We start from the raw sequence: 26,771 nt of genomic DNA on the forward strand, positions 1-26,771 counted from the left end.
CCCGATCTCCTTTTTGGTGTGGTGTGGGGGGTTTTTTTTTTTTTTTAAATCCCACCCCTTGCCCCGGGGGGGGGGGGGGCGGGGGGGGGGGGGGCCCCCCCCCCCGCCCCCCCACCCCCTCATGGAGCCGCCCCGTGCCCCGCCCACGCCTGCGCCTGCGCAGACCCGCCTCCACGCTCGCGCTGTCCGCCCTCCTCGCCTCCTCCCTCACCGTCATCGCCGCGCCGACCGCGGCCCAGGCCGCCGACCCCCTCATCTCACAGGGGAGGACCGCCACCGCCTCCTCCTCCGAGGGCGCCGCCTACGCCGCCTCCCAGGCCGTCGACGGCAACCTCACCGGCACCCGCTGGGCCAGCCAGTGGTCCGACCCGCAGTGGATCCAGATCGACCTCGGCCAGAAGGCCGACCTGTCCCGCGCGCTCCTGACCTGGGAGGGCGCGTACGGCAAGGGGTACGAGATCCAGGCCTCGGACAACGGATCCGACTGGCGGACGCTGAAGAAGGTGACCGACGGCGACGGCGGCACCGACGACCTCGCCCTGACCGGCTCCGGCCGCTACGTCCGGATGCTCGGCACCGCCCGGCCCGGCGGCTACGGGTACTCGCTGTGGGAGTTCCAGGTCTACGGCTCGTTCTCCGACGACCCGCCGCCGCTGCCCGGCGGCGGCGCGGTCAAGGTCACCGGCGCCCAGGGCAACTGGCAGCTGACCGTCGGCGGGCAGCCCTACACCGTCAAGGGCCTGACCTGGGGTCCCGCGATCGGCGACGCCGGGAAGTACCTGCCGGACCTGAAGTCCATGGGCGTCAACACCATCCGCACCTGGGGCACCGACGGCGGCACCAAGCCGCTGCTCGACGCGGCGGCCGCGAACGGCATCCGTGTGGTCAACGGCTTCTGGCTCCAGCCCGGCGGCGGACCCGGCAGCGGCGGGTGCGTCAACTACGTGACGGACACCGCTTACAAGGCCAACATGCTCACCGAGTTCGCCAAGTGGGTGGAGGCGTACAGGAACCACCCGGCGACGCTGATGTGGAACGTCGGCAACGAGTCCGTCCTCGGGCTCCAGAACTGCTACAGCGGCGCGGAGTTGGAGGCGCAGCGCAACGCGTACACGAGCTTCGTCAACGACGTGGCGAAGAAGATCCACAGTATCGACGCGGACCACCCGGTCACCTCCACCGACGCGTGGACCGGCGCCTGGCCATACTACAAGCGCAACGCGCCCGACCTCGACCTGTACTCGATGAACGCCTACGGCGACCTCTGCAACGTGCAGCGGGACTGGGTGGCCGGCGGGTACACCAAGCCGTACATCATCACCGAGGGCGGCCCCGCGGGCGAGTGGGAGGTCCCGGACGACGCGAACGGCGTCCCGGACGAGCCCACGGACGTGCAGAAGCGCGACGGGTACACCAAGGCGTGGGAGTGCGTGACCGCGCACAAGGGGGTCGCCCTGGGGGCGACGCTCTTCCACTACGGCCTGGAGCACGACTTCGGCGGGGTGTGGTTCAACCTGCTCCCCGACGGGCTCAAGCGGCTGTCGTACTACGCGGTGAAGAAGGCGTACACCGGGTCGAACGCCGGGGACAACCTGCCGCCGGTCATCACGAACATGACCGTGACGCCGGCCGGATCGGCGCCCGCCGGGCGGGAGTTCACCGTCCGGGCGGACATCCGCGATCCCGAGGGCGACGCGCTGACGAACAAGATCTTCCTCAGCGGGAACTACGCGTCCGGTGACAAGCGGCTGGTCCCGGCCACGTTCCGGTCCACCGGCAACGGCACCTTCGCGGTGACCGCGCCGGCCAAGCTCGGGGTGTGGAAGGTCTACATCCAGTCCGAGGACGGCAAGGGCAACGCGGGCATCGAGACGAAGTCCGTCAAGGTCGTCGCGCCGCCGGTCGCGGGCACGAACATCGCCCAGGGCAGGGCGACCACCGCCTCCAGCTTCCAGGCGTCCTACGGCGACTGCCCCTGCAACCCCGAGAAGGCCACCGACGGCCGCGCCGACACCCGCTGGGCGAGCGACTGGAGCGACCCGCAGTGGCTGTCGGTCGACCTCGGCTCGCGGCAGCCGGTCCGCACGGTCCAGCTCGTGTGGGACGCGGCGTTCGCCAAGGCGTACGAGATCCGGGTGTCGGACGACGGGACCAACTGGCGGACCGTGCACAGCACGTCGGCGGGTGACGGCGACGTCGACACGATCGCGCTGAACGAGACCGCGCGGTACGTCCGCGTGCACCAGACGCAGCGGGGCACCGGCTGGGGCTACTCGCTCCACGAGTTCGGCGTCTACAGCTGACCGTTCGACCGGTGGGGGCGGCCGTCAGGGGCCGCCCCCGCTCCCCCCACCCCTCGAAGGAGACCGGGATGAGCACGGAGAGCACGGAAACGGCACGATCGCGGCGCAGGTCGCGCAGACTCATGGGACTACTGCTCGGCACGGCGCTGGCGGCGTCGGCGCTGGGCGTCGGGACGATCACGACGGCGGGCGCGGGGCAGGCGGACACGGCGCCGTCCGTGTCGGCCGGCCTGCACCGGGGGCACGTCGCCCCCGCCGCCGCGCCGGCGTTCGGCGACGACCCGGACGGTGACGGGTACATCCCCGCCGTCCCGCCCGTCACCGGCGTCACCCCCTCGGACGCCGAGCCGCCGACCGCGTACTTCCACGAGTTCCAGGCGAACTGCTCGGTCACCCACACCGCGCCGGACGACCCGATCGTCTACCCGGGCCAGCGCGGCGCGTCCCACGACCACACGTTCATGGGCAACCGGTCCACGAACGCGACCAGCGTCACGGCGTCGCTCTACGGGGGCGCGACGGCCTGCCTCGCGCCGGGGGACTCCTCGGCGTACTGGATGCCGTCGCTCTACAAGGGCGACAAGAAGATCCTGCCCATCGGGCCGCAGGTCATCTACTACAAGTCCGGCGTCACGGACTACCGCAGCGTCCGGCCGTTCCCGAAGGGCCTGCGCTACGTGGTCGGCAGCCCGACGCAGAGCGCCGCGGAGTTCCGCGCGCACAAGGGGTGGGTCGACGGCTGGGAGTGCGGCAACACCTCCGGCCTGCCGGACTTCCCGCAGAACTGCCCGGCCGGCACGCAGCTCAACCTCCGGATGCAGGCGCCGAGTTGCTGGGACGGGCGCAACCTCGACACCCCCGACCACAAGGCGCACATGTCCTACCCGGTGGTGAAGCCGGGCGGCAACATGGACGTCTGCCCGCCGAGCCACCCCGTCGCCCTGCCGATGATCGAGTTCAAGATGGCGTTCCCGGCGGACGGCGACATGTCGCAGGTCCGCCTCGCCAGCGGTCGCGGCTACTCGTTCCACTACGACTTCTTCAACGCGTGGCACGAGCCCACCCTCGCGGCGCTCGTCAACCACTGCGTCGTCGGCGGTCTGCAGTGCAATGCGCGCGGCTACGACGAGACCAAGCCCCACCGGGGCGCGGCGCTCACGGCGGACTACCGCCTGCCGTAGGCGGCCCGCGTGTCGGGAACGGCCGGTCCGAGCACCCGCTCGGGCCGGCCGTTCGCGTGGTGCGGTTGTGGTGCAACCTGGGGGTTGCGTCTCACGTCGGCGATGTGCAACCATGGGGTTGCACCTGATCGTGACGACGGAGGAGTTCGTGATGAGCGAGGACCGGATCGAGCGCGAGACCCTGATCGCCGCGCCTTTGGAGCGGGTCTGGACGCTGGTGGCGCAGCCCGGGTTCTGGGCGGCCGACAAGGGGACGCTGGACGGCACGGTGGCCAGGGAGGGGGAGACGCTGACGGTGAAGGACGAGGAGCACGGGGCGTACCCGGTGCGGGTGGAGAAGGTGCAGCCGCCGACGTACCTCGCGTACCGCTGGACCAGCGCGTTCCCGGGGGAGGAGCTGCGCGAGGACAACAGCACGCTGGTGGAGTTCACGCTGAGCGAGGAGGCCGAGGGGACGCGGCTGCGCGTCGTCGAGAGCGGGTTCGCCGCGCTCGCCGGCTCCGAGGAGCTGCGCGCCGCGTGCCACAAGGACCACACGGGGGGCTGGCCCATAGAGCTCGACGCGCTCCGGGCCCGTGCCGAACGGAAGGCGGCGTGACGGAGGAACGTCCCGCCGCAGCCGTCGACGGCGTCCTCGCGGCGCTGGCCGATCCGACGCGGCGGCAGCTGCTCGACCTCCTGGCCGCGCGCGGGTCGGCCACCGCGACGAGCCTGGCGGAGGGGCTTCCCGTCTCCCGCCAGGCGGTCGTCAAGCACCTCGCCGTGCTGGACGCCGCCGGGCTGGTGTCGGGCGGCCGCATCGGCCGCGAGGTCCGCTACGCGGTGCGGCCGGCCGCGCTCGACGCGACCGCCCGGTGGATGACCGCGCTCGCCGCCGACTGGGACCGGCGGCTGGCCCGCATCAAGCGCGTCGCCGAGGCGGCGGAGCGCGACCTGCCCCTCGAATGAAGGGAACCCCGATGGACACGTCGGCCCTCCGCGCCGCCTACGCCGCGCTCCTCGACGCGGCCGCCCTCCCCGACCTCGGCGAGGCGGCCGACGGCGGTTGGAACGCGGACCAGATCCTGGCCCACCTCCTGAGCGTCGACGCCTCCGTCGCGGCCGTCGCGCTGGGCGTCGTCGCCGGGGCGCGGCCTACCTTCGACAACCGGATCGCCCTCGACCCCTGGAACCTCGACCGCATCATCACCGAACACACGGGCCGCGCCGACCTGATCGCCCACGTCGGAAGCCAAGCCGGCCTCCTCTGCGACGTCGCCGACCGGCTGGGCGAGGAGTCCGCGTCCGTCCTGGTGCCGTCGCTCCTGCTGTCCGGGGACAAGCTGCTGCTCGATCAGCCCGTCCCCCTGTCGGCCCTGGTCGACGGCCTCGCCGAGGACCACGTCCCCCGGCACACGGAGCAACTCCTTGCCCTCCGGGCGGGGGCAGGCGGCTGAACGGGGGCGAACGGAGCGCCCGGCGCGCCTTCGGGGCGGCACGCGCGCGCCGAGGCCCGCGTGCGGGACGGCCGGTCCGGGCCCCGCTCGGACCGGCCGCTCGTCTGCGCGTCAGCGGCGCGCGTACGCCGTGAACGCGGCCCAGGCGTCGGGGGCGACGGTGAAGGGGGCGCGGGTGGTGTCCTTGGAGTCGCGGACGTGGACGGCAGTGGGGCGGAGGGCGACCTCGATGCAGTTGTCGCCTTGGTCGCCGCTGTAGCTGCTCTTGGACCAGGTAGTGTGCGATGCGCGTTGGACGATGGCGATCTCGATGCAGTTGTCGCCGCCGCTGCCGCTGTAGCTGCTCTTGAACCAGTTGAGTTCGGTGCTCATAGCGCTCCTTGCATCTGCTTCAGCAGGCCCACCGTGGCCTCGTGGCTCAGCGCCTGTGAGCGCATCTTGCCATAGCGCTGGAGCATGCCACTGACCACTTTCGGCTCTGCGAGGAGGGTGCTGCTGTCGTGCCCTTCGACATACCCGAACCAGCTGTTCGACGGCGTCTCGGCCAGGTACATCTGGCCGTCGACGCCTGAGTGGTCAGGCTGCCTGAGCGGCATCACCAGGATCTCCACGTTGCGCCGCCGCCCCTGCGCGAGCAGGTTGTCGATCAGTGCGGCGGTGACGGCGTCGCCACCCAACCGGCGCTCCAAGAGGCTTTGCTCGATCAAGAACGAGAAGGAGGTGTTGGGGCGCTCGGGCAGCAGGCGCTGCCGCTCCAAACGCGCAGCGACCTGGTGCTCGAACTGCGTCTCGGAGAGGGGCGGCAGACGCCGGTCGAATACAGCCCGGATGTACGCCTCCGGTTGCAACAACCCCGGTATCCCCCTGCACTCGTACGCGTACAGCGTGATCGCTTCCTCCTCGATCCCCGCCCACTGGAGGAACCACGACGCCAGCCCCGCCTTGCGCCGCAGGCTCTTCGCCGCGGCGGCAAGTACCTTTCCCGCGACCGGTCCGAGCACCTCCGCCGCCCGACCCGGGAGGTTCTCCGGCGGGAACCGCTTCCCCTGCTCGATCTTCGCGATGTACGCCGCCGAGTACCGCACCCGGGGCGCGAACTCCTCCTGGGTCAGCCCGTCCGCCTCCCGCAGGGTCTTGAGTACCGCGCCGAACGTCTGCAGGCCGGCGGACGCCTCGGGCTCCGCACCCGACCTCGTGCTGTCGTGGTCCACCGTCATCGCCGCCCCGCCCTCGCGCTCCGATCAACCTCCCCATGGTCACGGCCCGTGACCCACCCGGTCCAGAGCGTCAACCCATACAACCGGAACTGTATGGGCGCCGTTCCTGTCGACCGACCCGCCCCGCGCGGAACGCTGGACGCATGACAGCCCAGCGCCTCCAACCCCCGGCCACATCCCACGTGTTCGTCCAACGTTTCAGCGCCACCCGCCGCGGCGCCGCCCTCGCCCGCCGCCTCGCCGTGTGGCAACTCGACTCCTGGGGCGTCCCGTACGGCACCCCGCTGTCGGACACCGCCGCTCACCTCGTCGCCGAACTCGCCGCGAACGCCGTCCTCCACGGCCGCGTCCTCGGCCGGGACTTCGAGCTGCGCGTGGTGTACGACACCGACGCCGCCACCGTCCGCGTCGAGGTGTCCGACACCCACCCGCGCCGTCCGGACCCCGCCGGCGTCGTCGATCCGCACGCCGAAGGGGGCCGCGGCCTCGCCCTCGTGCAGGCCCTGTCGCGGGCCTGGGGCGTCTGCGACCGCCCCGGCCCGGGCAAGACCGTGTGGGCGGAGACCGCCGCACGGGGGGCCCGCGCGGGGGCGTGCGTAGGATCGCCTGTATGGGACTGCGACCCGTCATGGTGAACATCAAGGCCGTGGACCACGCGGCGGTGGGCCGGTTCTGGGCGGCGGCGCTCGGGTGGAACGTGTCCGGCGGGGGAGCGGGGGCGACGGCGGTGATGCCCGACGGGTTCGACTGGCTGGACCCGGTGGGTGTGTGCCTCGACGTGATCGCCGTGCCGGAGGCGGGGCCGGCGGTGAAGAACCGGGTGCACGTCGATCTCGCCACCGCCTCGCCCACCCACCAGGCGGAACTGGTCGCCCGCCTCCGGGCGCTCGGCGCGACGCCGGTCGACATCGGCCAGGGCGACGTGCCCTGGACGGTCCTCGCCGACCCCGAGGGCAACGTCTTCTGCGTGCTCGAACCCCGCGAGAGGTACCGGGACACCGGCCCGATCGCCGCGGTGGTCGTCGACTGCGCCGATCCGCGCGCCATGGCCCGCTTCTGGGGCGGGGCGCTGGAGTGGCCGCCGCACGAGGTGACCGACGACGGGGCGTCGCTGCGCTCGGCCGACCGCTCGGGCCCGTACCTGGAGTTCCTCCGCGTGCCCGACACGGGGCCCGCCCCGGACCGCGTCCACCTCGACCTCGTTCCGCGCCCCGGCGACGACAAGGACGCCGAGGTCACCCGCCTGCGCACGCTCGGGGCCGCCGACCTCGCCATCGGTCAGGGCGACGTCCCCTGGACGTGCCTGACCGACCTCGAGGGCCACGCGTTCTGCGTTCTCGCCCGTCCCTGAGGGTCTACGAGGCGACGTCGACCCCGTACCCCCGCACCAGTCCTTCGAGCCCGTGGTCGTAGCCCTGGCCGACGGTTCGGAAGCGCCACAGGGGGCCGCGGCGGTAGAGCTCGGCGAGCAGGAGGGTGCGCTCGGTGGTGGCCGCGTCGAGGGTCGCGCGGGCGAGCGGCGCGGCGCCGGGGCCGGGCGCGGCGGCGACCTGGACCGCGCCGACGTCGCCGAACGTCGCCGCTCCGTCCACCGACGCGGCGACGACGACCCGTCGCGCGGAGGGCGGCAGGTTGGCGAGGTCGAGGGCGACGGTCTGCTCGGCGGGCCCGTCGGTCAGGAGGCGCACGGTTCCGGCGGGGTTCTCGGGCGCGCCGAAGAAGACGAGGTCCTGGTCGCAGGAGACCTGCTCGTCCTCGTCGAGGACGAGCGCGACGACGTCGATGTCGCAGGCCTTCTGCGACTCCCAGCCCGCGGTGACGTGCCAGACGGGCGCGCTCCCGGGCGTCACCGGCAGGTCGACGACGCCGCCGCGCGGCAGGACGAGCGGGTCGGCGCCCGGGCCGTCGCGGCGCGCGCCCGGGAGCGGCGCCGTCGGGAGGGGCGCGGCCGCAAGGGGCGCGGACAACCACGCCTCGGGGTGCACCGGGATCTCCAGCGCGGTGATCCGCTTCATCCGCCGGTCGTGCTGCCCGTCCCGGAGCAGGACGACATCGGTGACGCTCGCCGACAGGTTGATCGCCGCGGACGCGCCCAGCTCGACGACCCGGGTGCGCGCGGCCACCGCCTCGGCGTGCAGGCCGCCGAGGACGAGGACGCGCCGCTGTCCGAGAGGCCGCGCGTCCGTCCGTACGACGGCGGAGGCCGGAAGACCGGGTGCGGGTGCGGGTGCGGGTGCGGCGTCGGCGACCGGCCGAGGCGTGGGCTGCGGCGCCTGTCGCGGAACATCTGCCGCCGGTGCAGGCGCGGTTCCCTCGTGCGGCTGCCCCTCCCGGACGTCACCGAGCAGCCGGAGGAACGTCAACTCGTCGATCACCGGAACGCCTTCGGCCTCCGCGCGCCGCGCCTTCGCCGAGAACGAGGGCGCGTTGGTGACCAGCACGCTGGTGTGCCGGCTGACGGACCCCATGACGTTCAGACCCGCGGCCACCGCGCGCCGCGTCAACTCCGCCCGGCTGTTCGCCGTCTCGCCGGTGATCGCGACTTTCATCCCCTGCCGCAGCGGTCCTCCCGGTGCCATCCGACCCGGATTCCGGTACGCGCAGGGCGTCTTGGGGGGCTGCGGTGTGAACGTCGGCTCCGCCCGCGGGGGGCAGGCCACCAAGGGCAGCGGCAGGTCGAGCCGCGCCGCCTCCCGCAGCGAACCGCGCAGGATGCCGGACAGCACGCGGGCGTCGTCCAGCGCGTCGTGGGCCCGCTGCTGGGGGACGCCGTAGTGCGCGGCGAGCGTGCCCAGCCGCATGTCGGCGGTCGGCGGGTCCATCTGGCGGTTCAGTGCGAGCGTGCACAGGCGTCGGGCCACCGGCAGGGGCTTGCCCGCGCGGGCGAACTCGTGGGCCAGGAAACCGTAGTCGAACTGGGCGTTGTGCGCGACCATCACACGATCGGTGAGCAACTCCGCGATCCTGGCCGCCACATGGCCGAACGTCGGCGCGCCCGCCAGCCGCTCCGCCGTGAGCCCGTGCACCTCCACCGGGCCCGGGTCGCACCCCGGGTTCAGCAGGGTGGAGAACTCGCCGGTCTGCCGCCCGTCCGCCCCGAGCGTCACCACGGCTATGGACAGCACCCGGTCCCTGCGCGCCACCAGGCCGGACGTCTCGACGTCCACGAGCGCCCAGTCGTGCGCGTATTGCAGGGGGAAGAGGCCGGAGTCGTCCAGCGGTGCGGCGAGGGTCATGCCCGCAAGGATGGGTCGCCGTTCTTCGCGGCTTCAACCGGAATGCCGGTTTGCCTGCATATGCGGGGGGAAAGTGTGCGGAACGGGGATGGGGAGGGAACCGTTCCGCTGCGGTGGGCGTCCGGGAGCCGCTTCACTGGGGGCATGGAACTCGTCGCGCCACCGGCCGTGTGGTCTCCCCGCCACCACGGAGCCGGCACCAAGTCGGCCGCGGGGCAGTGCACATGGGGCGCGCCGTGCGGCGCCGAGGCCGTCTGGAGCGTGCACGTCGCCGACCGCGGCGGCGAGAGCCGGCGGGCGGCGTGCGAGGAGCACCGTGCGGCGTCGCCGGTGCTCAGCGCGCTGCCGCCCGCGACGGGGCCGGCGGGCTGAGCCGGCGGCCCGCACTGCGGCGCAGTCGGCCCGTACGCCGGCTCCTCGGGTCCTCTGATGGGGCGGGCCCGGTGGCCGCGCGCTCCCGCACGAGCGCGCTCCGACCCGGGCGCCGCCCCCTCCCGCGCCCCCGCCTCAGCCCTCGGCCGTCAGCGGGGCGTACGCGTCCGGGCGGCGGGTGGTCAGGAAGGGGAACAGCTCCAGCCAGTCGCGGCGCGCGTCGAGGTCGAGGTCGGCGACGAGGACGGCGGGTTCGTCGCGCGGGGCCTGCGCGAGGACGCGGCCGTAGGGGTCGACGATGAACGAGCTGCCGTAGAAGACCAGGCCCTCCTCCGCGCCGATGCGGTTCGGGACGACCATGAACGTCGCGTTGGCGATCGCGTTGCCGGTGATCACCTTCTGCCACAGCGGCTGGGTGTCGAAGCCGGGGTGGCCGGGCTCGGAGCCGATCGCCGTCGGGTAGACGAGGACGTCCGCGCCGGCGAGGGAGTACGCGCGGGCCAGCTCGGGGAACCACTGGTCCCAGCAGGTCGGCAGGCCGAAGTTCGCCTCGTCGACCTTGACCAGCGGGAACGCGTCGTCCCCGGCCGGACCCTGCCGGAACCACTGGTCCTCGTAGTAGCCCTCGGTCACCGGGATGTGCGTCTTGCGGGTGCGCTGGGCGAGCGTGCCGTCGGGGGCGACGAGGATCGCCGTGTTGTAGCCGAGGCCGTCGTCCTCGCCGCCGGGGGCCGCGGCCCGCTCGTACAGCGAGGCGTGCACGTAGAGCCCGAACTCGCGCGCGGCCTCCGCGGCGAAGGTGAACGTCGGGCCGGTGAGCAGCTCCTCCGGGTCGGCCGGGGCCGGGTGGTCGGCCTTGCGGACGACCGCGAAGTACGGCGAGAGCGTCAGCTCCTGCAGGCACACCACCCGCGCGCCCTCCTGCGCCGCGAGGCGGATCCCCTCGCGCAGCGCCGCGCGGTGCTCGGCCGGGTCGCGGTGCCAGCGCGTCTGCACGGCGGCGACCCGCAGCGGGGTCCGCTCGGCGTCGCGGGTGCGGGCGGGGGAGGCGGGCGGGGCGTACGCGGTGATCAGGCGCATGGGGGTTCCTGACGGGGGTGCGGGGCGTCGGGGCGACGCGGGGGGCGGGGGGCGGGGGGCGGGGGTGCGGGTGTGCCGGGATGCCGGATGCCGGAACGTTCCGGCACGGTCGAATGTAGGTCATGCCGGAACGTTCCGGCAAGGCCTGGCCGGTACGTCTAGACTTCGTGACCGTGACCCCCCGCCCCGCCACCCTCCTCGACGTCGCCCGCGCCGCCGGTGTCTCCAAGAGCACCGCGTCCGACGCGCTGCAGGGCTCGGGCCGGGTCGCCGACGGCACCCGCGACCGGGTGCGGGAGGCCGCCGCGCGCCTCGGCTACCGCCCCAACAGCGCGGCCCGCCGACTGCGGCGCGCGAGCACGGGCGCGGTCGGCCTGCACCTGCCGCGCACGGCGACGCGGCTCGACTACTACATGAAGCTCGCGTTCGGCGCCGCCGCCCGCGCCCAGGAGGCCGGGTACGACGTCGTCCTGCTCGCCCCGGGCACCACCGACCGCATCGCCTCCCGCGTCGACGGCCTGCTCGTCATCGACCCCGAGCTCGACGACCCCGCCGTCCCCGCCCTGCTCGCCGCGGGCGTCCCCGTCGTCACCGGCGAGCGCTACCTCGGCCCGGCGTCCGCCCCCACGGGGGCCGTCGTCATCGACAACGCGGCCTCCCTGACCGCCCTCCTGGACCACGTCCGCGAGCGCGGCGCCCGCCACCCCGCCCTGCTCGCCCCCGCCGACACCTCCGCCTGGGCCGCCGCCCTGCGCGCCACCGCGGCCGACTGGTCCCGCGCCCACGCCACCCCCGTCGCCGTGCGCACGGTCTCCTTCGCCGCGACCCCCGACGAGGCCGAGCGCGCCACCCTCGCCCTCCTCTTGGAGGCCCCCTCCGTCGACGCCGTCGTCTGCGCCCCCGACGGCGCGGCCCCCGGCGTCGTCCGCGCCGCCTCGGCGCTGGGGCGGTCCGTCGGCGACGACCTCCTCGTCGCCGCCTGCGTCGACGGCCCCACCGCCCGCGCCACCACCCCGGCCCTCACCGCGGTCGACCTCCACCCGGACGCCTACGGCCACGCCTGCGCCGACCTCCTGTGCGCCGTCCTCACTGGGCACACCCCCGCGGACACGGTCCGCACCCACGCCTGGACGCTGGAGGTCCGCGCCTCGACGCACGGGCGCGGCTGAGGGGGCCCGCCGGGTGCGGGGCGCGGCGCTGTGCCGTGCGGTGCCGTGCCGTCCCGGAAATTCCGTCGCTCCCGCCGGCCCGCCACCCTAGGCTCGCGCGGATGACCTCCCCCTGGACGAACGAGGCCGCGATCGGCCGATGGAACACCGGCACCACCGTCGAGGCGATGGAGGCGACCGCCGATGACGGGGACTTCGCCAAGCGCCACCTCGTCAACCCCGACCTCCTGCGCCTCCTCGGCGACGTGCGCGGCCGCAGGGTCCTGGACGCGGGCTGCGGCAACGGGTACTTCAGCCGCATGCTCGCCGAGCGCGGGGCCTTGGTGACGGGCGTCGAGCCGACGGACCGCATGGTCGCCTTCGCCCGCGGCAAGGAGGCCGAGCTCCGGCAGGGCGTCACCTACGTCCAGGCGGACCTGACCCGACTCCCCGACCTCGGCGACCCCTTCGACGCCGTGGTCTGCAGCATGGTCCTGATGTCGATCCCCGACTGGAAGCCCGCCATGCGCGCCTGCGTCGAAGCCCTCCGACCGGGCGGCCGCTTCGTGTTCGCCCTCGTCCACCCCGCCTTCGAGCACCTCCTGGAGACCTGGCGCGAGCACGGCCACCACCGCCGGCACCGCTACCTCACGGAGTACGAGATCCCCGGCCCCACCGCCCCCGACTTCCACCGCCCGCTCTCGGCCTACCTCAACGAACTCGCCTCCCTCGGCTGCCGCATCCGCGAACTCGCCGAACCCGCCCTCGCCCCGGCGGCCGCCGCCGAGGCCACCCCGACCACCCCCGGCATCGACGCCTACGTCCACCTCCCGAACTTCCTGCTCGTCTCGGCGGACGCACCCGCCTGATCCTCGTGGGGCGGCAGGCAACGGGAGGCTGCGCCCCGCAGAAGCCGGCGCGGACGATCAGCCTGATCTGATGGGGCTTCTCTCCTGGCCGCTCGTCCATCGAGTCGTCTCCCCCTGGCGCTGTCCTCCCACCCGTGGGCGAGAGGGCAGACGCCTTCGAGGCGCGTGTCACGATGAACGCGCCTACAGGCTCCGGTAGACGTCGCGACGGTTGGCGACCGCTAGAACCCAGAGGATCAGCTCGCCGTCCTCGACGGTGTAGACAGCGCGGTAGTCGCCGATCCGCAGGCGCCAGCGGGCGTGGTGTCCCTGGAGTGCTCTGATGTCGAAGGCCGACGTGTCGCCGCTGTCCAAGGCGCGCTGGAGTTCGGTCAGGCGATGGAGGATGCGAACGGCGTCGGAGCGGGGGACCTTCAGCAGATCCCGCTGGGCGTGCGGGGTGAACCGCGTGACGTGTCCCACGGCGCTAGGCGTTTCGCGTCCGCAACAGCTCGGCCATCTCCTCGAAGGAGACCGACCCCGCCGTACCCTCCGCCTCGGCCTGGTCGGCGAGCCGGTTCAGCCACGCGTCCTCGCCCTGCTCGGCGAGCCGCTGCAGCCGCCGGTACTCGTCGATGTCCACCAGCACGGCCTCCGCCTTGCCGCGGCGGGTGATGACGGTGGGAGTGTCGTCGCGCCGGGCGCGGTCTATGACGTCCGCAAGGTGACTCCGGACCTCGGCCATGGATGCCACTACAGGCTCACTCATGTAACAAATGTAGCGGATGTACATCTGTTGGTTTCAGTCATCCGCGGTCGGTGTCGCCTACCGGTTGATCCGGAGTCGGCCCGGCGCCCGCTCGGGTACGGGGCCGGCCGGTCGCTGAGGAGAGGGGAGCGAACCGATTCTTGCGCCGGCGAAGGCCCGGGGGGGGGGGCAGGCGGGCGCGGACGCGGGTCGGGAAGGCGCTTGTCCTGAACTCGCCCGGCTCGGCGACGGATCCTCCGTCGGCCGACATCGCGCCTGGTGGGGAGTGGTGTGCGCCCCCGGCAGGACTCGAACCTGCGGCCAAGCGCTTAGAAGGCGCCTGCTCTATCCACTGAGCTACGGGGGCCGGTGGTGGCCTGGCCGGGCTGCGGGCCAGGGGTGTGCCGGGTGGACCTTGCCGGGACAAGGATAGGGCTCCGGTTTCCGTGCCCCGGTCGCTTCGCCCCCGTGGAGCGGTGTGGAGGTTCGGTGAAGCGGTCCCGATAATCGCAGGCAGGTACGAATCGTGCACCGCTTTTGACGCCCCGCGCCTCTGGTGTTGTGCACTCGTTATGCCTGCGCCCCCCGTCGTCCCATCTGTCCGGGCGCGTCCCGGTGGGCGAGGGGGCTGATCTTCCCGGGTGATCGGCGCGCTGGAATGCTTATACGCTTCAAAAAATGGACAAACGCGGGCATTCTGCACGTGTGGTGACCTTGGACGTACGGCCTCAGCTGCTCGATGCACTCTCCGCCCTGCGCGACCGCGTCGCCGCGGCACGCTTCCCGCTGCCGCTGGCCGGGGCCGAACGCGCCCGGATGAACCGGGCGGAACTCCTCGCCCAGCTCGACGACTACCTGGTACCCCGGCTGCGCCGCCCCGACGCCCCGCTGCTGGCCGTCGTCGGCGGCTCCACCGGGGCGGGGAAGTCGACGCTGGTGAATTCACTCGTTGGGCGGCAGGTCAGCGAGGCGGGCGTGCTCCGCCCCACCACCCGCACACCCGTCCTGGTGTGCCACCCGGACGACCACCACTGGTTCGCGAACCTGCGGGTCCTGCCCTCCCTGGAGCGCCGCTGGGTGCCCCACCAGCTCGCCGTCGAGGCCGACGACCCCGACGACGGCGGCGACGGCGAGGGCGACCCCGAGCAGCGGTCGCTGCGCATCGAGACCGCCGAGACGCTCCCGCGCGGACTCGCGATCCTCGACGCCCCGGACATCGACTCCCTGGTCGACGAGAACCGCTCGCTGGCCGCGCGGCTGCTGTGCGCGGCCGACGTCTGGGTGCTCGTCACCACCGCCGCCCGGTACGCCGACGCCGTCCCCTGGCACCTGCTGCGCACCGCGAGGGAGTACGACGCGACGCTCGTCGCCGTGCTGGACCGGGTGCCGCACCAGGTCGTCGCCGAGGTCTCCCGCCGGTACGGGGCCCTCCTGGACAAGGCCGGCCTGGGCGGCGTGCCGCGGTTCACCGTCCCCGAGCTGCCCGAGTCCGCGGCCGGCAGCGGGCTGCTGCCCGGCAGCGCGGTCGCCCCGCTGCGCGACTGGCTCACCCGGCACGCCCAGGAGCCCGGCCCCCGCCGGCAGGTCCTCGACCGCACCGCGCGCGGCCTCATCGGCTCGCTCGACGCCCGACTCCCCGAGCTGGCCGGCGCGGTCGCCGCGCAGTACGCCGCCGTCGTCCGGCTGATGACGGCGGTGGAGGACGCCTACGAGCGCGAGCACGCGGTCCTGCGCCGCCGGCTGCGCTCCGGAGCGCTGCTCTCGGGGGACGCCCTGGGCGTCTGGCGGAGCTTCCCGCACGACAGCGCGCCGCTGGAGCTGACCGACGCGCTGACGGAGGCGCTCGCCGCACTGCTGCTGTGCGCCGTGTGCGCGGCGGACGAGCGGGCGGCGGCCGGGTGGACCAAGGAGGCCGCCGCGAGCGGCCTGCCGCCGGTGGAGGGCGAGGCGGAGGCCGAGGGCACCGCGGACCGGATCGGGATCGCGGTACGGCGCTGGCGGCGGATCGTCGACGAGTTCGTGGAGGAGGAGCTGCGGGGGCCCGACGCCCCCGACCCCGACACCGTCGGCGCGCTCCTGCTCGCCGCGCTGCTCGGCGGGCGGCGGGCCCGTACGGCCGGCGACCGGCTGGCCGAACTGGTCGGCGCGCAGAGCGCCGTACGGCTGCGGGACCGCGGCGCGCGGTCCCTGGACGAGTACCTGGACCGCGTGCTGCACGCCGAGCGCGACCGTCGGCTCGCGCCGCTCGACGCCCTGGACGTCGTCGTGCACCCGCAGGCCGAACTCATCGCCGCCCTCTCGGCGGTGCGCAAGCAGTAGTCCGCGCGCAGGGGCGGTCGCGAGAACGCGAGCCCTCGTCAAGCGCGATGACGGACGACGGACGACGGCGGGAGCCGGGAAGCAGGGAGAAGCGGCGTGGAGAGTGCGGCGAGCGAGGGCAGGACCCCCCAGGCGAACGGGGGAGGGACGGCCGTCCCCGTGGGGGCTGGACCGGGCGACGACGGTTCCAGGGGCGACGAAGGTGCGGTCCGGGCGGGGGAGTGGTCGGGCGGAGTCGCGCAGGACGTGCTCCGCGCGGGGGGCCGACCGGTCGACGGCGGACCCGGTGACGACCGCGCGGACGGCGACCGGACCGGCGCGCCCGCTCCCCGCCCCGGCTGGGACGACGGCCTGATCGCCCGCCGCGCCTCCCCCTCCGAGGAGTCCGCCCGGAGCATCGCCGCCCCGGCGGCCCCGGACGCCGGCATCTCCGGCGAGTCGGCCCGCACCCCGGGCCCCCGGGACCCCGCCCCGCGCGCCCCCCGCGAGGCCGCCGCCCGGCGCGACGGCGGACCGGAGTCCGCAGGCATCCTCCGCGGCTCCGAGGCGGCCCGGATCGAGGCCCTCAAGGAGCTCGTCGGCCTGTCGAGGACACGCCTCGAGGGCGACACCCTCGCGGAGGCCGGGCGCGTCCTCGACGAGGCCGCCGCGCGGGGCAGGCTCTCCGCCGACCACACCGTCGTCGCCCTCGCCGGAGCGACCGGCAGCGGCAAGTCAACGCTGTTCAACGCGCTCGCCGGGACGCAGATCTCCGAGGCGGGCGTCCGGCGGCCGACGACGTCCGCGCCGATCGCCTGCAGCTGGTCGGACGGGGCGGCGGGACTGCTCGACCGGCTCGGCGTCGCCGGGCGGCTGCGGCGCCGACCGATCCTCGGCGCGTCGCCCGACCCGCAGCTGCGCGGGCTCGTCCTGGTCGACCTGCCCGACCACGACTCGGCGGTCACCGCCCACCGCGACGAGGTCGACCGGGTGCTGCGCCTCGTCGACGCGGTGATCTGGGTCGTCGACCCGGAGAAGTACGCCGACGCCGTCCTGCACGAGCGCTACCTGCGGCCGATGGCCGGCCACGCGGAGGTCACGTTCGTCGTCCTCAACCAGATCGACCGGCTGGCCCCGGAGGCGGCGGACGCCGTCCTGGACGACCTGCGGCGGCTCCTGGACGACGACGGCGTCGCGCTCGGCGAGCACGGGGAGCCCGGGGCGCACGTCATGGCGCTGTCCGCGCTGACCGGCGAGGGCGTCGGGGAACTGCGCGAGGTCCTGGGCCAGTTCACGCACGAGCGGGGCGCGCCGGCGCGCCGGATCGCCGCCGACCTGGACGCCGCGGCGGCCGGGCTGCGGCCCGTCTACGTGGCCGAGGGGCCGACCGGGCTCAGCGAGTTCGCACGGGAGCGGTTCGCCGACCGGCTCGCGGAGGCCGTCGGCGCGGTCGCGGTCGGCCGGTCGGCCGAACGGGCGTGGCGCCGCAACGCGGGCCTGGCCTGCGGGACGCCGTGGCTGCGGTTCGTCCGGGAGTGCGGCGGTGAGCGCTGGGCGGGCCGGAGCGGGAGGGCGGCGGCCGTCGCTCCGCGCGGGGCGGCGGGGGAGGGCGCGGCGCACGCGGGCGGCGACGGCGCGCAGGAGCGGCCGGCGGCCCGGCAGCAGGTGGAGCAGGCCGTCCGGGAGCTGGTCGCGGAGGCCGGGCACGGCCTGCCAGGGCCGTGGGCGCAGGCCGTGCGGGAGGCCGCCGCGCGGGGCGCGGAGGAGCTGCCCGAGGCGCTCGACGAGGTCGCGGTGACCGCGGAGAAGCGGCGCGGAACGCCGCCGCGGCCGAGCTGGTGGGCCGGCGCGGTCCTCACGCAGACCCTCATGGCGGTCCTCCAACTCCTCGGCGTGCTCTGGCTCGTCGGCCAGGTCGCCGGTGCGCTCGCCCCCGAGCTGATCGGCCCCTTCGTGCTCCTCGCCGCGGGCACGGCGGGCGGCCCCCTCGCCGAGTGGGTCTGCGCCCTCGCCGCCCGCGGACCCGCCCGCCGCTACGGCGCGGAGTCCGAACGCCGCCTGCGCGACGCGGCCGCGGGCTGCGGCCGGGCCCGCGTCCTCGACCCCGTCGCCGCGGAGCTCCTGCGCTACCAGGAGGTCCGCGAGCAGTACGGCACCGTCGCCGGCCCCACCACACCCCTCCCGGGCCTCCCGGGCCCGGCGGCACCCGCCGCGGCGGTCGGCGCGGATCTCCGCAGGGGGTGACCGCCGCGCGGGATCGGGTGGCCGCCGCCCTGACCGGAGCGGCCGTCCGAGGGGGCTGACCGCGACCGCTGGTCAGCGAGCCCGGCCCGCCCGGCCAGTGCGGTGGTCTCACCCGGCCGGGTGGCCGAGTTGTCCACAGGTCGCCGCCCGTCCACAGCCCCGCGCGCGGCCTCGCGGAGCCGGGCAGTCTGAGGTCTCCACCCGCTCCCGGACCACGGGGCGGGGGAGACGGACAGCGCCCCGCCGACGGGGGCGGGCGCGTACGGACGGGGGAGACGGACATGCACAACGACACGATGGTGACGCTGGTCGGACTGGTGGCCACGGAGCCGGTCTACGGCGGGTCGGCCTACGGGGGCGCCGCCCGCTTCCGCCTCGCGGTCACCCCCAGACGCTGGGACCGCGAGAAGGAGACCTGGTTCGACGGCCACACGAGCTACTACACCGTGTGGGCGCCGAAGGCGCTGGGGGTGAACGTCGCCGCCTCGGTGTCGGTCGGCGAACCGGTCCTCGTGCGGGGTCGGTTGAAGGTCAAGGAGGACAACTACGACGGGCGGCGGGGGAGTTCGGTCGAGATCGACGCGGTGGCCGTCGGCCACGACCTGGCACGGGGCACCTCGGACTTCCGGCGGGTGACGCCGGGTCGGCCGGGCGCCGGGGAGAGCGGCGCATTCGGCTGGCCGGAAGGGGGTGGGACGCCACCGGAGCCCGGTGCGAGGGCCGCGGTGCTGCCCGGGCCCGTGCCCGAACCGGTGCCGGTTCCGCCGTTCTGAAAGTCCGAGGGACGGACGGGGGTTCGAGGGGGGTTCGTCGGGCACACGGGGGCAGGGTGGACCGCTCTGCGGAGTCGCGGGCGCCGGGCTCGGACAAGTGCGCGGCGATAACGATTGCGACGCGGATCGAGCGAAGATCCCGATTGGCCCGAGTTGGGGTGCGGGGCGTCTTCGTAGGATGCCAGGGGTGGGGCAGGGGAGCGCAGTGGGCCGTGCGGTGGGGCCGATGCGTTTGAACAGGGCCTGCCGGAAGGGGAGTTCGGTGTTCTCAGCGTCATCCGCAGCCGCGGCGGCGGAGGTTGTACGCGGGGCCGTCGCACCGGGGCGGTTCGGTCGGGGGCGGCTCGCGCGGGTCGGTACCGGGCGGCTGGCCGGCGCGGCGCTCGCCGCCCTGCTGACGGTCGCGGTCCCTGGCGCGGCGGCCGTCGCCGCCCCGCCGGCGGACGCGGCGGCCGACCGCCCGGGCCCCCAGCGCACCGGCGCCTCCGCGGTCCTCGGCGACCTGAAGACCTTCGGCGCGGCGGTCGTCCGGGACCACGGCACCGAGACGCGGCTACCGGCCGGTCTCTTCCAGATGGCCGTCGAAGGCGGCGGCACCCTGCAGACCTACGGCCTCGACCCCCGCACCCCCGTGCAGAGCGAGGCCCGCTACCAGGAGACCCCCTGGCGCGGCACCTCCCTGCACGGCAACGCGAACGCCGGCCGCATCCGCTGGATCCTCCACAACTCCTACCCCCAGGTGAACGACCTCGCGGCGCTGGCCAAGCGCTCCGGCGTCCCCGCTCTCAGCGAGGAGGAGGCCGCAGCCGGAACCCAGGTCGCCGTCTGGCGCTACGCCGCGGCCGACGGGACGGGCATCACCGTCGAGGCCCTCGCCCCCCGCGCCGAACGGTTGGCCGACTTCCTGGTGGCCCGGGCCAAGCGGCTCCCCGAGCCGAGGGCGACCCTGTCCCTCGACTCCCCGGCGATCTCCGGCACGACCTCCGCACCACCGGCCGTGACGGGCGCGTCGGCGGCGGGCGCGACGGCGGACGGCGGGAGCCGCACCGCGGAAGACGCCTCGGGGAGCGGGGGGACGGGCGACCTCGCCCACCGGTTCGGGCCCGTCACCGTGCGGACGAGCGCCCGGACGGTGAGCGTCGCACCGGCCGAGGAGTCCGCTGCCCAGGGGATACGCGTCGTCGACGGCAACGGCCGCCAGGTGCAGACCGCCCGCGACGGCAGCCGGCTCTACTTCGAGGTGCGGCCCCGCACGGAAGCCCCCGAGGACGCGAGCGACGACGCGGCCGGCGACGCGAGCGACGACGCGGACGGCTCCGCGGCGGCGGAGGACGGCACCGGAGCGGACCCGGCCGCGGCCGCCCCCGCCGCGAAGGGCGGCGACGGAGGCGCGGCGGACGACCCGGCCGGTACGGACGCCTCCGCCCGCAAGGGCGGGCCCAGCGCCGGCGGCGCACCCGTCGCCCCGGAGACCGCCGGCCCCGACGGAACCACGGGCCCCGACGGAAGCGCCGACCCCGACGAGGCCGCCCCGAGCACCCCCCGCGCCCCCGCAGCCGGGACCGCCGCGCTGACCGTGCAGGCCTCCACCCCCGTCCCGGTCGGCCGCGCGTTCACCTCCGAGTCGCGCAGCCAGACCCAGGTCCTGGCCGGCTCCAGCGGGACCGCGGTGACCGCGACCGCCACCGTCCGCTGGGCGCCCGGGGGCGCGATACCCGCGGTCGTCGCCGAGGAGGACTGCGACGTCGCCGGCGTCGGGGTCACCGTGGCCAACGCGGGGGACGAGCCGTTCGCCTTCGAGGTCGCCGGGATGGCCGGCACCGCGGCCCCGGGCGAGCGGACCTCGACCACCGTCCCGGTCGTCGAGGACAGCGGCTACGACTTCGCCGTCACCGGGCCCGACGGCTTCGAGCAGCGCTTCGAGGGCGTCCTGGACTGCGCCCCCGCCGGCGGCGTCGCCACCGCGGCCGGCACGGGCAAGGGCGAGGGCCTCGCCCCTCAGGCGGCCCCGAAGGCGGCGGATGGAGCCGGGAAGAAGGCCGCCGTCGCGGAGCAGGACGCCGACGACCTCGCGACGACCGGCGCCTCGGACACCACCGGCACCGTGCTCGTCGTCGCCATCGCCCTGCTGTCGGCCGGCGTGCTGCTGCTGGTGCTGAAGCGCAACAAGCGGGAGTGACGCCCGCCCGCCGGGAACCCGGTCCGACCTACTCATTTCCGTACGGGGACGGCCGTACGGCAGACTGGGGTGCATCTGCCCACCCATCGATCTGCCGGACGGTTTCTCTTGGCTGAGTACATCTACACCATGCGCAAGACGCGCAAGGCGCATGGCGACAAGGTGATTCTCGACGACGTCTCCTTGAACTTCCTGCCGGGCGCGAAGATCGGTGTGGTCGGCCCGAACGGCGCCGGTAAGTCCACCGTGCTGAAGATCATGGCGGGCCTGGAGCAGCCGTCCAACGGCGACGCCTTCCTCTCGCCCGGCTTCAGCGTCGGCATCCTCATGCAGGAGCCGGAGCTCGACGAGTCCAAGACCGTCCTGGAGAACGTGCAGGACGGCGCCGCCGAGACGATGGCGAAGCTCAAGCGCTTCAACGAGGTCGCCGAGCTGATGGCGACCGACTACTCCGACGAGCTGCTCGAGGAGATGGGCCGGCTCCAGGAGGACCTGGACCACGCCAACGCCTGGGACCTCGACGCCCAGCTCGAGCAGGCCATGGACGCCCTCGGCTGCCCGCCCGGCGACTGGCCGGTGACCACCCTCTCCGGTGGCGAGAAGCGCCGCGTGGCGCTCTGCAAGCTGCTCATCGAGGCGCCCGACCTGCTGCTCCTCGACGAGCCCACCAACCACCTCGACGCCGAGTCGGTCAACTGGCTGGAGCAGCACCTCTCCAAGTACCCGGGCGCCGTGGTCGCCGTGACCCACGACCGGTACTTCCTCAACAACGTCGCCGAGTGGATCCTCGAGCTCGACCGCGGCCGCGCCCACCCCTACGAGGGCAACTACTCGACCTACCTGGAGAAGAAGCAGGCCCGCCTCAAGGTCGAGGGCCGCAAGGACGAGAAGCGGCAGAAGCGCCTCAAGGAGGAGCTGGAGTGGGTCCGCTCCAACGCCAAGGGCCGCCAGACCAAGTCCAAGGCCCGTCTCGCCCGGTACGAGGAGATGGCCGCCGAGGCGGACAAGATGCGGAAGCTGGACTTCGAGGAGATCCAGATCCCGCCGGGCCCGCGCCTCGGCTCGATCGTCGTCGAGGTGAACAACCTCTCCAAGGCGTTCGGTGACAAGGTCCTGATCGACGACCTGTCGTTCACCCTCCCGCGCAACGGCATCGTCGGCGTGATCGGCCCGAACGGCGCCGGTAAGACCACGCTGTTCAAGATGATCCAGGGCCTGGAGACGCCGGACTCCGGCTCGATCAAGGTCGGCGAGACCGTCAAGATCAGCTACGTCGACCAGAGCCGCGCGAACATCGACCCCAAGAAGACGCTGTGGGCCGTCGTCTCCGACGAGCTGGACTACATCAACGTCGGCCAGGTCGAGATGCCGTCCCGCGCCTACGTCTCGGCGTTCGGCTTCAAGGGCCCGGACCAGCAGAAGCCGGCCGGCGTGCTCTCCGGCGGTGAGCGCAACCGCCTGAACCTGGCGCTCACCCTCAAGGAGGGCGGCAACCTGCTCCTCCTCGACGAGCCCACCAACGACCTCGACGTCGAGACGCTCTCCTCGCTGGAGAACGCCCTGCTCGAGTTCCCCGGCGCGGCCGTCGTGATCTCCCACGACCGCTGGTTCCTGGACCGGGTCGCGACCCACATCCTGGCGTACGAGGGCAACTCCAGCTGGTACTGGTTCGAGGGCAACTTCGAGTCGTACGAGAAGAACAAGGTCGAGCGGCTCGGTCCGGACGCCGCCCGCCCGCACCGTGCCACGTACAAGAAGCTCACCCGGGGCTGATCGGGTTGAGCCGCCACATCTACGCCTGCCCGCTGCGCTGGTCGGACATGGACGCCTTCGGGCACGTCAACAACGTCGTCTTCCTGCGGTACCTGGAAGAGGCGCGGATCGACTTCATGTTCCGGCTCGCGCCGGGCGACGGCAGCCCGTCCTTCTCGGGCGGCTCCGTCGTCGCCCGCCACGAGATCGACTACCTGCGCCCGCTGGTGCACCGGCACGAGCCGGTCGTCGTCGAGTCGTGGGTGACGAAGATCAGCGCCGCGTCCCTGACCATCGCCTACGAGGTCAAGGACGCCGAGCAGGTGTACGTGCGGGCGTCGACGGTCGTCGTGCCGTTCGACCTCGCGGCGGGACGGCCGCGGCGGATCACCGCCGAGGAGAAGTCGTTCCTGCTCGAGTACCTGGAGGACGGTTCGGAGGCGCTCGTCGCGTGAGCGCCGTCCTGAGGTTCGCCGACGAGGGGGAGGCGGTCGACCTGACCGCCTTCCTCGGCCGGCTGCTGCGCTACGACCGGGCCGCGGCGGTCCGGCTGCAGGCCGCGGGCGACGCGCTCGCCGTCTTCGGCCGGCCCCCCGCGTTCGAGGTGCTCGCCGTGCGGGCGGTGCGGCTCGCGGAGCCGACGGAGCTCGATACGACCGTGTCCGCGGGCGAGCTCCTGGAGGCCGTCGAGGGCGACCGGGTACGGGTCCCGGCCGCGGTGACCGGGCCGGCGTGGGCGGGCGTGCTGCCGCCCCGCGGCGGCTGGCGGCAGGTCGACGCGCCGTCGGCCGAGGCCGTGCGCGAGGAGGTCGCCGGTGCCGTCGCCGATTTCAGGGCGCAGGTCGAGGAGCTGCCCGCGGACAAGCGCACCCGGGCCGAACTCGACCGGATAGGGCGCCTGGTGTGGTCCTCGCTCGTCGCGGGCACGGAGCTGCCGGTCCGCGTGGCGCACGCCGCGCAGGGGCTCGGCTTCCTGCGGCCGGGCGCCGCGGTGGAGCTGCTCGCCAGCGGCACCTGGCTGCGGTTGCGCACCCCGTACGGGGCGGTCGTTTTGCGCCGCGGCGGCGGGGCGGGACTCAGCGTCAGCCCGGTCTGAGCGCCCCTCTATCTCGGGCTCGGTTCGCCTCCGGGGCACCGTGTGTCGGTGTCGAGACGGCGACCGTGCTCGGCCCTCCTCCGTCCGGCCTCCGCGCGCTCGCCGTCTCGACACCGACGCGCCCCTTCGGCTCACTCGCCCGTGTGCCCCGGGGCCGAGAGCCCTCGCCCCGGTCAGCCCTCCGTGTTGAGCATGGACGCCGCCGCGTACGTCAGGTAGCTCCACAGCGTGCGCTCGTGCTCCTCGGAGAGGCCGAGCTCGTCGACCGCCGCCCGCATGTGCAGCAGCCAGGCGTCGTGCGCCGCGCGGTCGACGCGGAAGGGGGCGTGCCGCATGCGCAGCCGGGGGTGGCCGCGGTTGTCGCTGTAGGTGCGCGGGCCGCCCCAGTACTGCATCAGGAACAGCGCGAGGCGCTCCTCGGCCGGGCCGAGGTCCTCCTCCGGGTACATCGGCCGGAGCAGCGGGTCCTGGGCGACGCCCCGGTAGAAGTGGTGCACGAGGCGTCGGAAGGTCTCCTCGCCGCCGACCTGCTCGAAGAAGGTCTGTTCCTGAAGCGTGCCGCGCGGGATCTCTTTCACGCCCCCATGCTCTCAGACGCCCGGCCCTAGGTCCGAGGGACCAGGACTCCGCGCGGACCTCGCCGCGGGGGCGTCCCGCGCGGGACAGTGGAGGCATGAGCCACACACCCCGGCCCGCCGCGGGGCCGGGCCCGGGCGACCCGGCGGCCGCGCGGGCCCACGAGGGCCTGGTCGCCGCGCTCGCCCGGGCCGGGCTGCCGGCCGACCCCGCCTGGCGGGCCGCCTTCGCGGCCGTGCCCCGCCACCTGTTCGTGCCGTCCTACCACGCCCTGCTGCCCGCCGGGGGCCACGAGCGGCTGGCGGCGGACGACCCCGACCCCGCCGTCCGGGAGCGGTGGCTGCGCGGGGTCTACGAGGACACCGCGCTCGCCATCGAGGTCCACCAGGGGTCCGTCCGGTCCTCCAGCAGCCAGCCCTCCCTGACGGCCCGGATGCTCGACGTCCTGGAGGTCGAAGACGGCCACCGGGCCCTGGAGATCGGCACCGGCTCCGGCTACCAGGCGGCCCTCCTCGCGCACCGGCTCGGCGACGCGCGGGTGACGTCGGTCGACCTCGACGAGTCCCTGGTGGACGCCGCCCGCGCACGGCTCGCGGCGGCCGGCCACCGTCCGGCGGTGCTCGCGGGGGACGGCGTGCGCGGCTGCCCCGAGCGGGCCCCGTTCGACCGGATCGTCGCCACCTGCGCGCTGCCCTCGGTGCCGAGGAGCTGGCCGGAGCAGTGCGCGCCGGGCGCGGTGGTCGTCGCGCCGCTGTCGACCGGGCTGCTCGTCCTGCGGGTCCGCGACGGTCGCCGGGCGGAGGGCCGCTTCCTGCGGACGCCGGTGAGCTTCGTGCCGCTGCGGGGCGAGGGCGGCCGGCCGCCGCGCCCTTACGTGGGCGGGCTGCCGAAGGCCGCCCTGGAGGACGAGGGGTTCCGCTTCATGCTCGCGCTGACGACCGGCCGGCTCGACCCGCACGAGGCGCTGTCGCTGTGGCGGCGCGAGGGCCGGCCCGAACGGGACCGCTTCGGCATCACGGTCAGCGGCGACCACGAGTGGGCCTGGCTCGACGACCCGGCGGGCCCGTACGCCTGGCCGCTGTAGGCGCGCGCCCCGCGCCCCGGCCCGTGCCCACACGCAGACGAGGACCGGCCCGAAGCCTCGGACCGGTCCTCGTGGAGGTGAGACGCGGGGCTCAGCTCCGGTGGATGGTGATCGTCGTCCAAGCGCCCACGTGCACCTTGTCGCCGTCCTGCAGCGGCACCGGCACGAACGGCTGGATCGGGTCCTCGCCGCCGTTCACGGTCGTGCCGTTGGTGGAGTTCTGGTCGACCACGGCCCACGAGCCGTCCGGCTGCTGGACGAGCACCGCGTGCTGGTGCGAGACGCCCGGGTCCTCCGGCGGCACCGACAGGTCGATGTCCGGGGTGTCGCCGGTGGAGTGCCGGCGGCGGCCGATCGTGAACTGGTTGCCCGCGAGGTTGCGCTGCTGCTCGGGCGAGTACGCCGGCAGGTTGAGGCTGGTGGCCTCGGGACCCGAGCGGTGCATCATCGACCGGAAGTAGTCGCGGTCGGTCTCGACCGTCACCGACCAGTTGCCCCCGCCCTGCGGGTAGCCCTGCAGGCCCGGTGCGCCCTGGCCCTGCGGGCCGCCGCCGGGCGGCTGCAGCGTCCAGTCGCCGCCGCCCGGGCCCTGACCGCCCTGGCCGGGCCCCTGCTGCCGGTTGTCGTACCCCTGCTGGCCCTGCGGGTAGCCCTGCGGGCCCCCGCCCTGCTGGTACCCCTGCGCGCCGCCGTCGCGGCCGCCGTACGACGGGCCGCCGGGGGCCGGCTGGCGCTGGGCGTACGACGGCTCCTGGTGCAGGGCCTCCGCGGGCCGGTTCACCTGCGAGGGCCGCGACGCCTGGTACTCGTACGGGTCGCGGGACTGCTGGTAGCCGCCCTGCTGCCCCTGCCCCTGGCCGGGCCCCGGGTAGCCGCCCTGCGTGCCCGGGCGCTGACCGCCGGGGTAGGGCGTCGCGGAGTTGGTGAGGAAGTTCCACCGGCACTCCTCGCAGTACGGCGCCAGCGCCTCGCGGGGCGTGTGGCACTGCGGGCAGTACTCGGCCGACGGCGGGCCCGCCTGCTGCGGCGGGTAGCCGTAGCCCTGGTTCTGGTTCCCGTAGGGCGGCGGCGGGGTCGCGCCGCTGGGAGCCATGCGGTGTCCGCAGACCTCGCACCAGTCGTCGGCTCCCGACTGGTGTCCGTTCGGGCAGGTCGGCATGTCGGCGTTCCCCCTCTCCTCATCCGGCCCGAGGGCCGTAC

26 protein-coding genes and 1 tRNA gene are annotated in these 26,771 nt (G+C 74.4%); 18 read left to right on the forward strand and 9 right to left on the reverse strand.

The features are described from left to right. Positions 1 to 134 precede the first annotated feature (134 nt). From ACFWEG_RS07095 to ACFWEG_RS07115, 5 genes are all read left to right on the forward strand, one after another. The gene (locus ACFWEG_RS07095; RefSeq protein ID WP_387210098.1) at positions 135 to 2,303 is read left to right on the forward strand and encodes a discoidin domain-containing protein; all 2,169 of its coding nucleotides are present in this window, start codon (positions 135 to 137) and stop codon (positions 2,301 to 2,303) included. A gap of 122 nt (positions 2,304 to 2,425) precedes the next feature. Continuing rightward, positions 2,426 to 3,484 carry a DUF1996 domain-containing protein gene (locus tag ACFWEG_RS07100; protein WP_387210100.1) on the forward strand — a complete coding sequence of 353 codons (1,059 nt, stop codon included), beginning with the start codon at positions 2,426 to 2,428 and terminating at the stop codon, positions 3,482 to 3,484. Positions 3,485 to 3,635: 151 nt separating this feature from the next. Beyond that, positions 3,636 to 4,082, forward strand: a complete 447-nt coding sequence (locus ACFWEG_RS07105) for an SRPBCC domain-containing protein (protein ID WP_387210185.1) — start codon at positions 3,636 to 3,638, stop codon at positions 4,080 to 4,082. Next, a complete protein-coding gene (locus tag ACFWEG_RS07110; RefSeq protein ID WP_387210102.1) occupies positions 4,079 to 4,432 on the forward strand; it encodes an ArsR/SmtB family transcription factor in 354 nt (117 codons plus the stop codon). Before ACFWEG_RS07105 ends, ACFWEG_RS07110 begins: the two co-directional genes overlap by 4 nt. An 11-nt stretch (positions 4,433 to 4,443) precedes the next feature. After that, positions 4,444 to 4,920, forward strand: coding sequence for a hypothetical protein (locus ACFWEG_RS07115; RefSeq protein WP_387210104.1), 477 nt, complete (start codon positions 4,444 to 4,446; stop codon positions 4,918 to 4,920). Between the two features lie 111 nt (positions 4,921 to 5,031). On the opposite strand, the gene ACFWEG_RS07120 is transcribed toward ACFWEG_RS07115, so the two are convergent. Then, complete coding sequence (locus tag ACFWEG_RS07120) at positions 5,032 to 5,292, reverse strand: DUF397 domain-containing protein (protein ID WP_387210106.1); 261 nt, start codon at positions 5,290 to 5,292, stop codon at positions 5,032 to 5,034. Continuing rightward, positions 5,289 to 6,137, reverse strand: a complete 849-nt coding sequence (locus ACFWEG_RS07125) for a helix-turn-helix domain-containing protein (protein ID WP_387210107.1) — start codon at positions 6,135 to 6,137, stop codon at positions 5,289 to 5,291. Before ACFWEG_RS07125 ends, ACFWEG_RS07120 begins: the two co-directional genes overlap by 4 nt. Positions 6,138 to 6,280: 143 nt before the next feature. Here ACFWEG_RS07125 and ACFWEG_RS07130 point away from each other — a divergent pair, with 143 nt between their 5' ends. Both ACFWEG_RS07130 and ACFWEG_RS07135 read left to right on the forward strand, forming a co-directional pair. After that, positions 6,281 to 6,772: an ATP-binding protein gene (locus ACFWEG_RS07130; protein ID WP_387210109.1), complete on the forward strand. Its 492-nt coding sequence runs from the start codon at positions 6,281 to 6,283 to the stop codon at positions 6,770 to 6,772. After that, positions 6,748 to 7,488, forward strand: a complete 741-nt coding sequence (locus ACFWEG_RS07135; RefSeq protein ID WP_387210111.1) for a VOC family protein — start codon at positions 6,748 to 6,750, stop codon at positions 7,486 to 7,488. Before ACFWEG_RS07130 ends, ACFWEG_RS07135 begins: the two co-directional genes overlap by 25 nt. 4 nt (positions 7,489 to 7,492) lie before the next feature. Here the strand turns inward: ACFWEG_RS07135 and ACFWEG_RS07140 are convergent, their stop codons facing one another. Beyond that, the gene (locus tag ACFWEG_RS07140) at positions 7,493 to 9,373 is read right to left on the reverse strand and encodes a TerD family protein (protein ID WP_387210112.1); all 1,881 of its coding nucleotides are present in this window, start codon (positions 9,371 to 9,373) and stop codon (positions 7,493 to 7,495) included. A gap of 144 nt (positions 9,374 to 9,517) precedes the next feature. Between ACFWEG_RS07140 and ACFWEG_RS07145 the strand changes: the two genes are divergently transcribed. Next, positions 9,518 to 9,745: a hypothetical protein gene (locus tag ACFWEG_RS07145; protein ID WP_387210114.1), complete on the forward strand. Its 228-nt coding sequence runs from the start codon at positions 9,518 to 9,520 to the stop codon at positions 9,743 to 9,745. Between the two features lie 135 nt (positions 9,746 to 9,880). On the opposite strand, the gene ACFWEG_RS07150 is transcribed toward ACFWEG_RS07145, so the two are convergent. After that, a complete protein-coding gene (locus tag ACFWEG_RS07150; protein ID WP_387210116.1) occupies positions 9,881 to 10,825 on the reverse strand; it encodes a carbon-nitrogen hydrolase in 945 nt (314 codons plus the stop codon). Between the two features lie 173 nt (positions 10,826 to 10,998). On the opposite strand from ACFWEG_RS07150, the gene ACFWEG_RS07155 reads away from it, so the two are divergent. Together ACFWEG_RS07155 and ACFWEG_RS07160 are read left to right on the forward strand one after the other, a co-directional pair. Further along, positions 10,999 to 11,994, forward strand: a complete 996-nt coding sequence (locus tag ACFWEG_RS07155; protein ID WP_387210187.1) for a LacI family DNA-binding transcriptional regulator — start codon at positions 10,999 to 11,001, stop codon at positions 11,992 to 11,994. Between the two features lie 101 nt (positions 11,995 to 12,095). Then, positions 12,096 to 12,842, forward strand: a complete 747-nt coding sequence (locus ACFWEG_RS07160; RefSeq protein WP_387210118.1) for a class I SAM-dependent methyltransferase — start codon at positions 12,096 to 12,098, stop codon at positions 12,840 to 12,842. Positions 12,843 to 13,025: 183 nt separating this feature from the next. Here ACFWEG_RS07160 and ACFWEG_RS07165 read toward each other — a convergent pair whose 3' ends face one another. From ACFWEG_RS07165 to ACFWEG_RS07175, 3 genes are all read right to left on the reverse strand, one after another. Further along, positions 13,026 to 13,304, reverse strand: coding sequence for a type II toxin-antitoxin system RelE/ParE family toxin (locus tag ACFWEG_RS07165; RefSeq protein ID WP_387210120.1), 279 nt, complete (start codon positions 13,302 to 13,304; stop codon positions 13,026 to 13,028). 4 nt (positions 13,305 to 13,308) lie between these two features. Further along, complete coding sequence (locus ACFWEG_RS07170) at positions 13,309 to 13,590, reverse strand: type II toxin-antitoxin system Phd/YefM family antitoxin (RefSeq protein WP_387210122.1); 282 nt, start codon at positions 13,588 to 13,590, stop codon at positions 13,309 to 13,311. A gap of 273 nt (positions 13,591 to 13,863) precedes the next feature. Further along, a tRNA-Arg gene (locus ACFWEG_RS07175) sits at positions 13,864 to 13,936 on the reverse strand. A 338-nt stretch (positions 13,937 to 14,274) separates the two neighbouring features. Between ACFWEG_RS07175 and ACFWEG_RS07180 the strand changes: the two genes are divergently transcribed. The 7 genes from ACFWEG_RS07180 to ACFWEG_RS07210 all read left to right on the forward strand — a co-directional run bounded on the left by ACFWEG_RS07180 (position 14,275) and on the right by ACFWEG_RS07210 (position 23,911). Further along, complete coding sequence (locus ACFWEG_RS07180; RefSeq protein ID WP_387210124.1) at positions 14,275 to 15,888, forward strand: dynamin family protein; 1,614 nt, start codon at positions 14,275 to 14,277, stop codon at positions 15,886 to 15,888. Positions 15,889 to 16,047: 159 nt separating this feature from the next. After that, positions 16,048 to 18,111, forward strand: a complete 2,064-nt coding sequence (locus ACFWEG_RS07185) for a GTPase (RefSeq protein ID WP_387210126.1) — start codon at positions 16,048 to 16,050, stop codon at positions 18,109 to 18,111. A gap of 281 nt (positions 18,112 to 18,392) precedes the next feature. After that, positions 18,393 to 18,884 (forward strand): single-stranded DNA-binding protein, encoded by a 492-nt coding sequence (locus tag ACFWEG_RS07190; protein ID WP_387210128.1) that lies wholly within the window; start codon positions 18,393 to 18,395, stop codon positions 18,882 to 18,884. Between the two features lie 262 nt (positions 18,885 to 19,146). Beyond that, positions 19,147 to 21,063, forward strand: coding sequence for a Cys-Gln thioester bond-forming surface protein (locus tag ACFWEG_RS07195; protein ID WP_387210129.1), 1,917 nt, complete (start codon positions 19,147 to 19,149; stop codon positions 21,061 to 21,063). Positions 21,064 to 21,171: 108 nt separating this feature from the next. Then, positions 21,172 to 22,836, forward strand: a complete 1,665-nt coding sequence (ettA, locus tag ACFWEG_RS07200; RefSeq protein ID WP_387210131.1) for an energy-dependent translational throttle protein EttA — start codon at positions 21,172 to 21,174, stop codon at positions 22,834 to 22,836. Between the two features lie 5 nt (positions 22,837 to 22,841). Then, the gene (locus ACFWEG_RS07205; protein ID WP_387210133.1) at positions 22,842 to 23,270 is read left to right on the forward strand and encodes an acyl-CoA thioesterase; all 429 of its coding nucleotides are present in this window, start codon (positions 22,842 to 22,844) and stop codon (positions 23,268 to 23,270) included. After that, positions 23,267 to 23,911, forward strand: coding sequence for a hypothetical protein (locus tag ACFWEG_RS07210; protein ID WP_387210135.1), 645 nt, complete (start codon positions 23,267 to 23,269; stop codon positions 23,909 to 23,911). Before ACFWEG_RS07205 ends, ACFWEG_RS07210 begins: the two co-directional genes overlap by 4 nt. 173 nt (positions 23,912 to 24,084) lie before the next feature. On the opposite strand, the gene ACFWEG_RS07215 is transcribed toward ACFWEG_RS07210, so the two are convergent. Next, complete coding sequence (locus ACFWEG_RS07215; RefSeq protein WP_387210137.1) at positions 24,085 to 24,489, reverse strand: globin; 405 nt, start codon at positions 24,487 to 24,489, stop codon at positions 24,085 to 24,087. 95 nt (positions 24,490 to 24,584) lie between these two features. On the opposite strand from ACFWEG_RS07215, the gene ACFWEG_RS07220 reads away from it, so the two are divergent. Next, the gene (locus ACFWEG_RS07220; protein WP_387210139.1) at positions 24,585 to 25,571 is read left to right on the forward strand and encodes a methyltransferase domain-containing protein; all 987 of its coding nucleotides are present in this window, start codon (positions 24,585 to 24,587) and stop codon (positions 25,569 to 25,571) included. 91 nt (positions 25,572 to 25,662) lie between these two features. Here the strand turns inward: ACFWEG_RS07220 and ACFWEG_RS07225 are convergent, their stop codons facing one another. Next, positions 25,663 to 26,730, reverse strand: coding sequence for an FHA domain-containing protein (locus ACFWEG_RS07225; protein ID WP_387210141.1), 1,068 nt, complete (start codon positions 26,728 to 26,730; stop codon positions 25,663 to 25,665). Between the last annotated feature and the right edge of the window lie 41 nt (positions 26,731 to 26,771).

This window comes from Streptomyces sp. NPDC060194 (assembly GCF_042728285.1).
GTDB lineage: Bacteria > Actinomycetota > Actinomycetes > Streptomycetales > Streptomycetaceae > Streptomyces.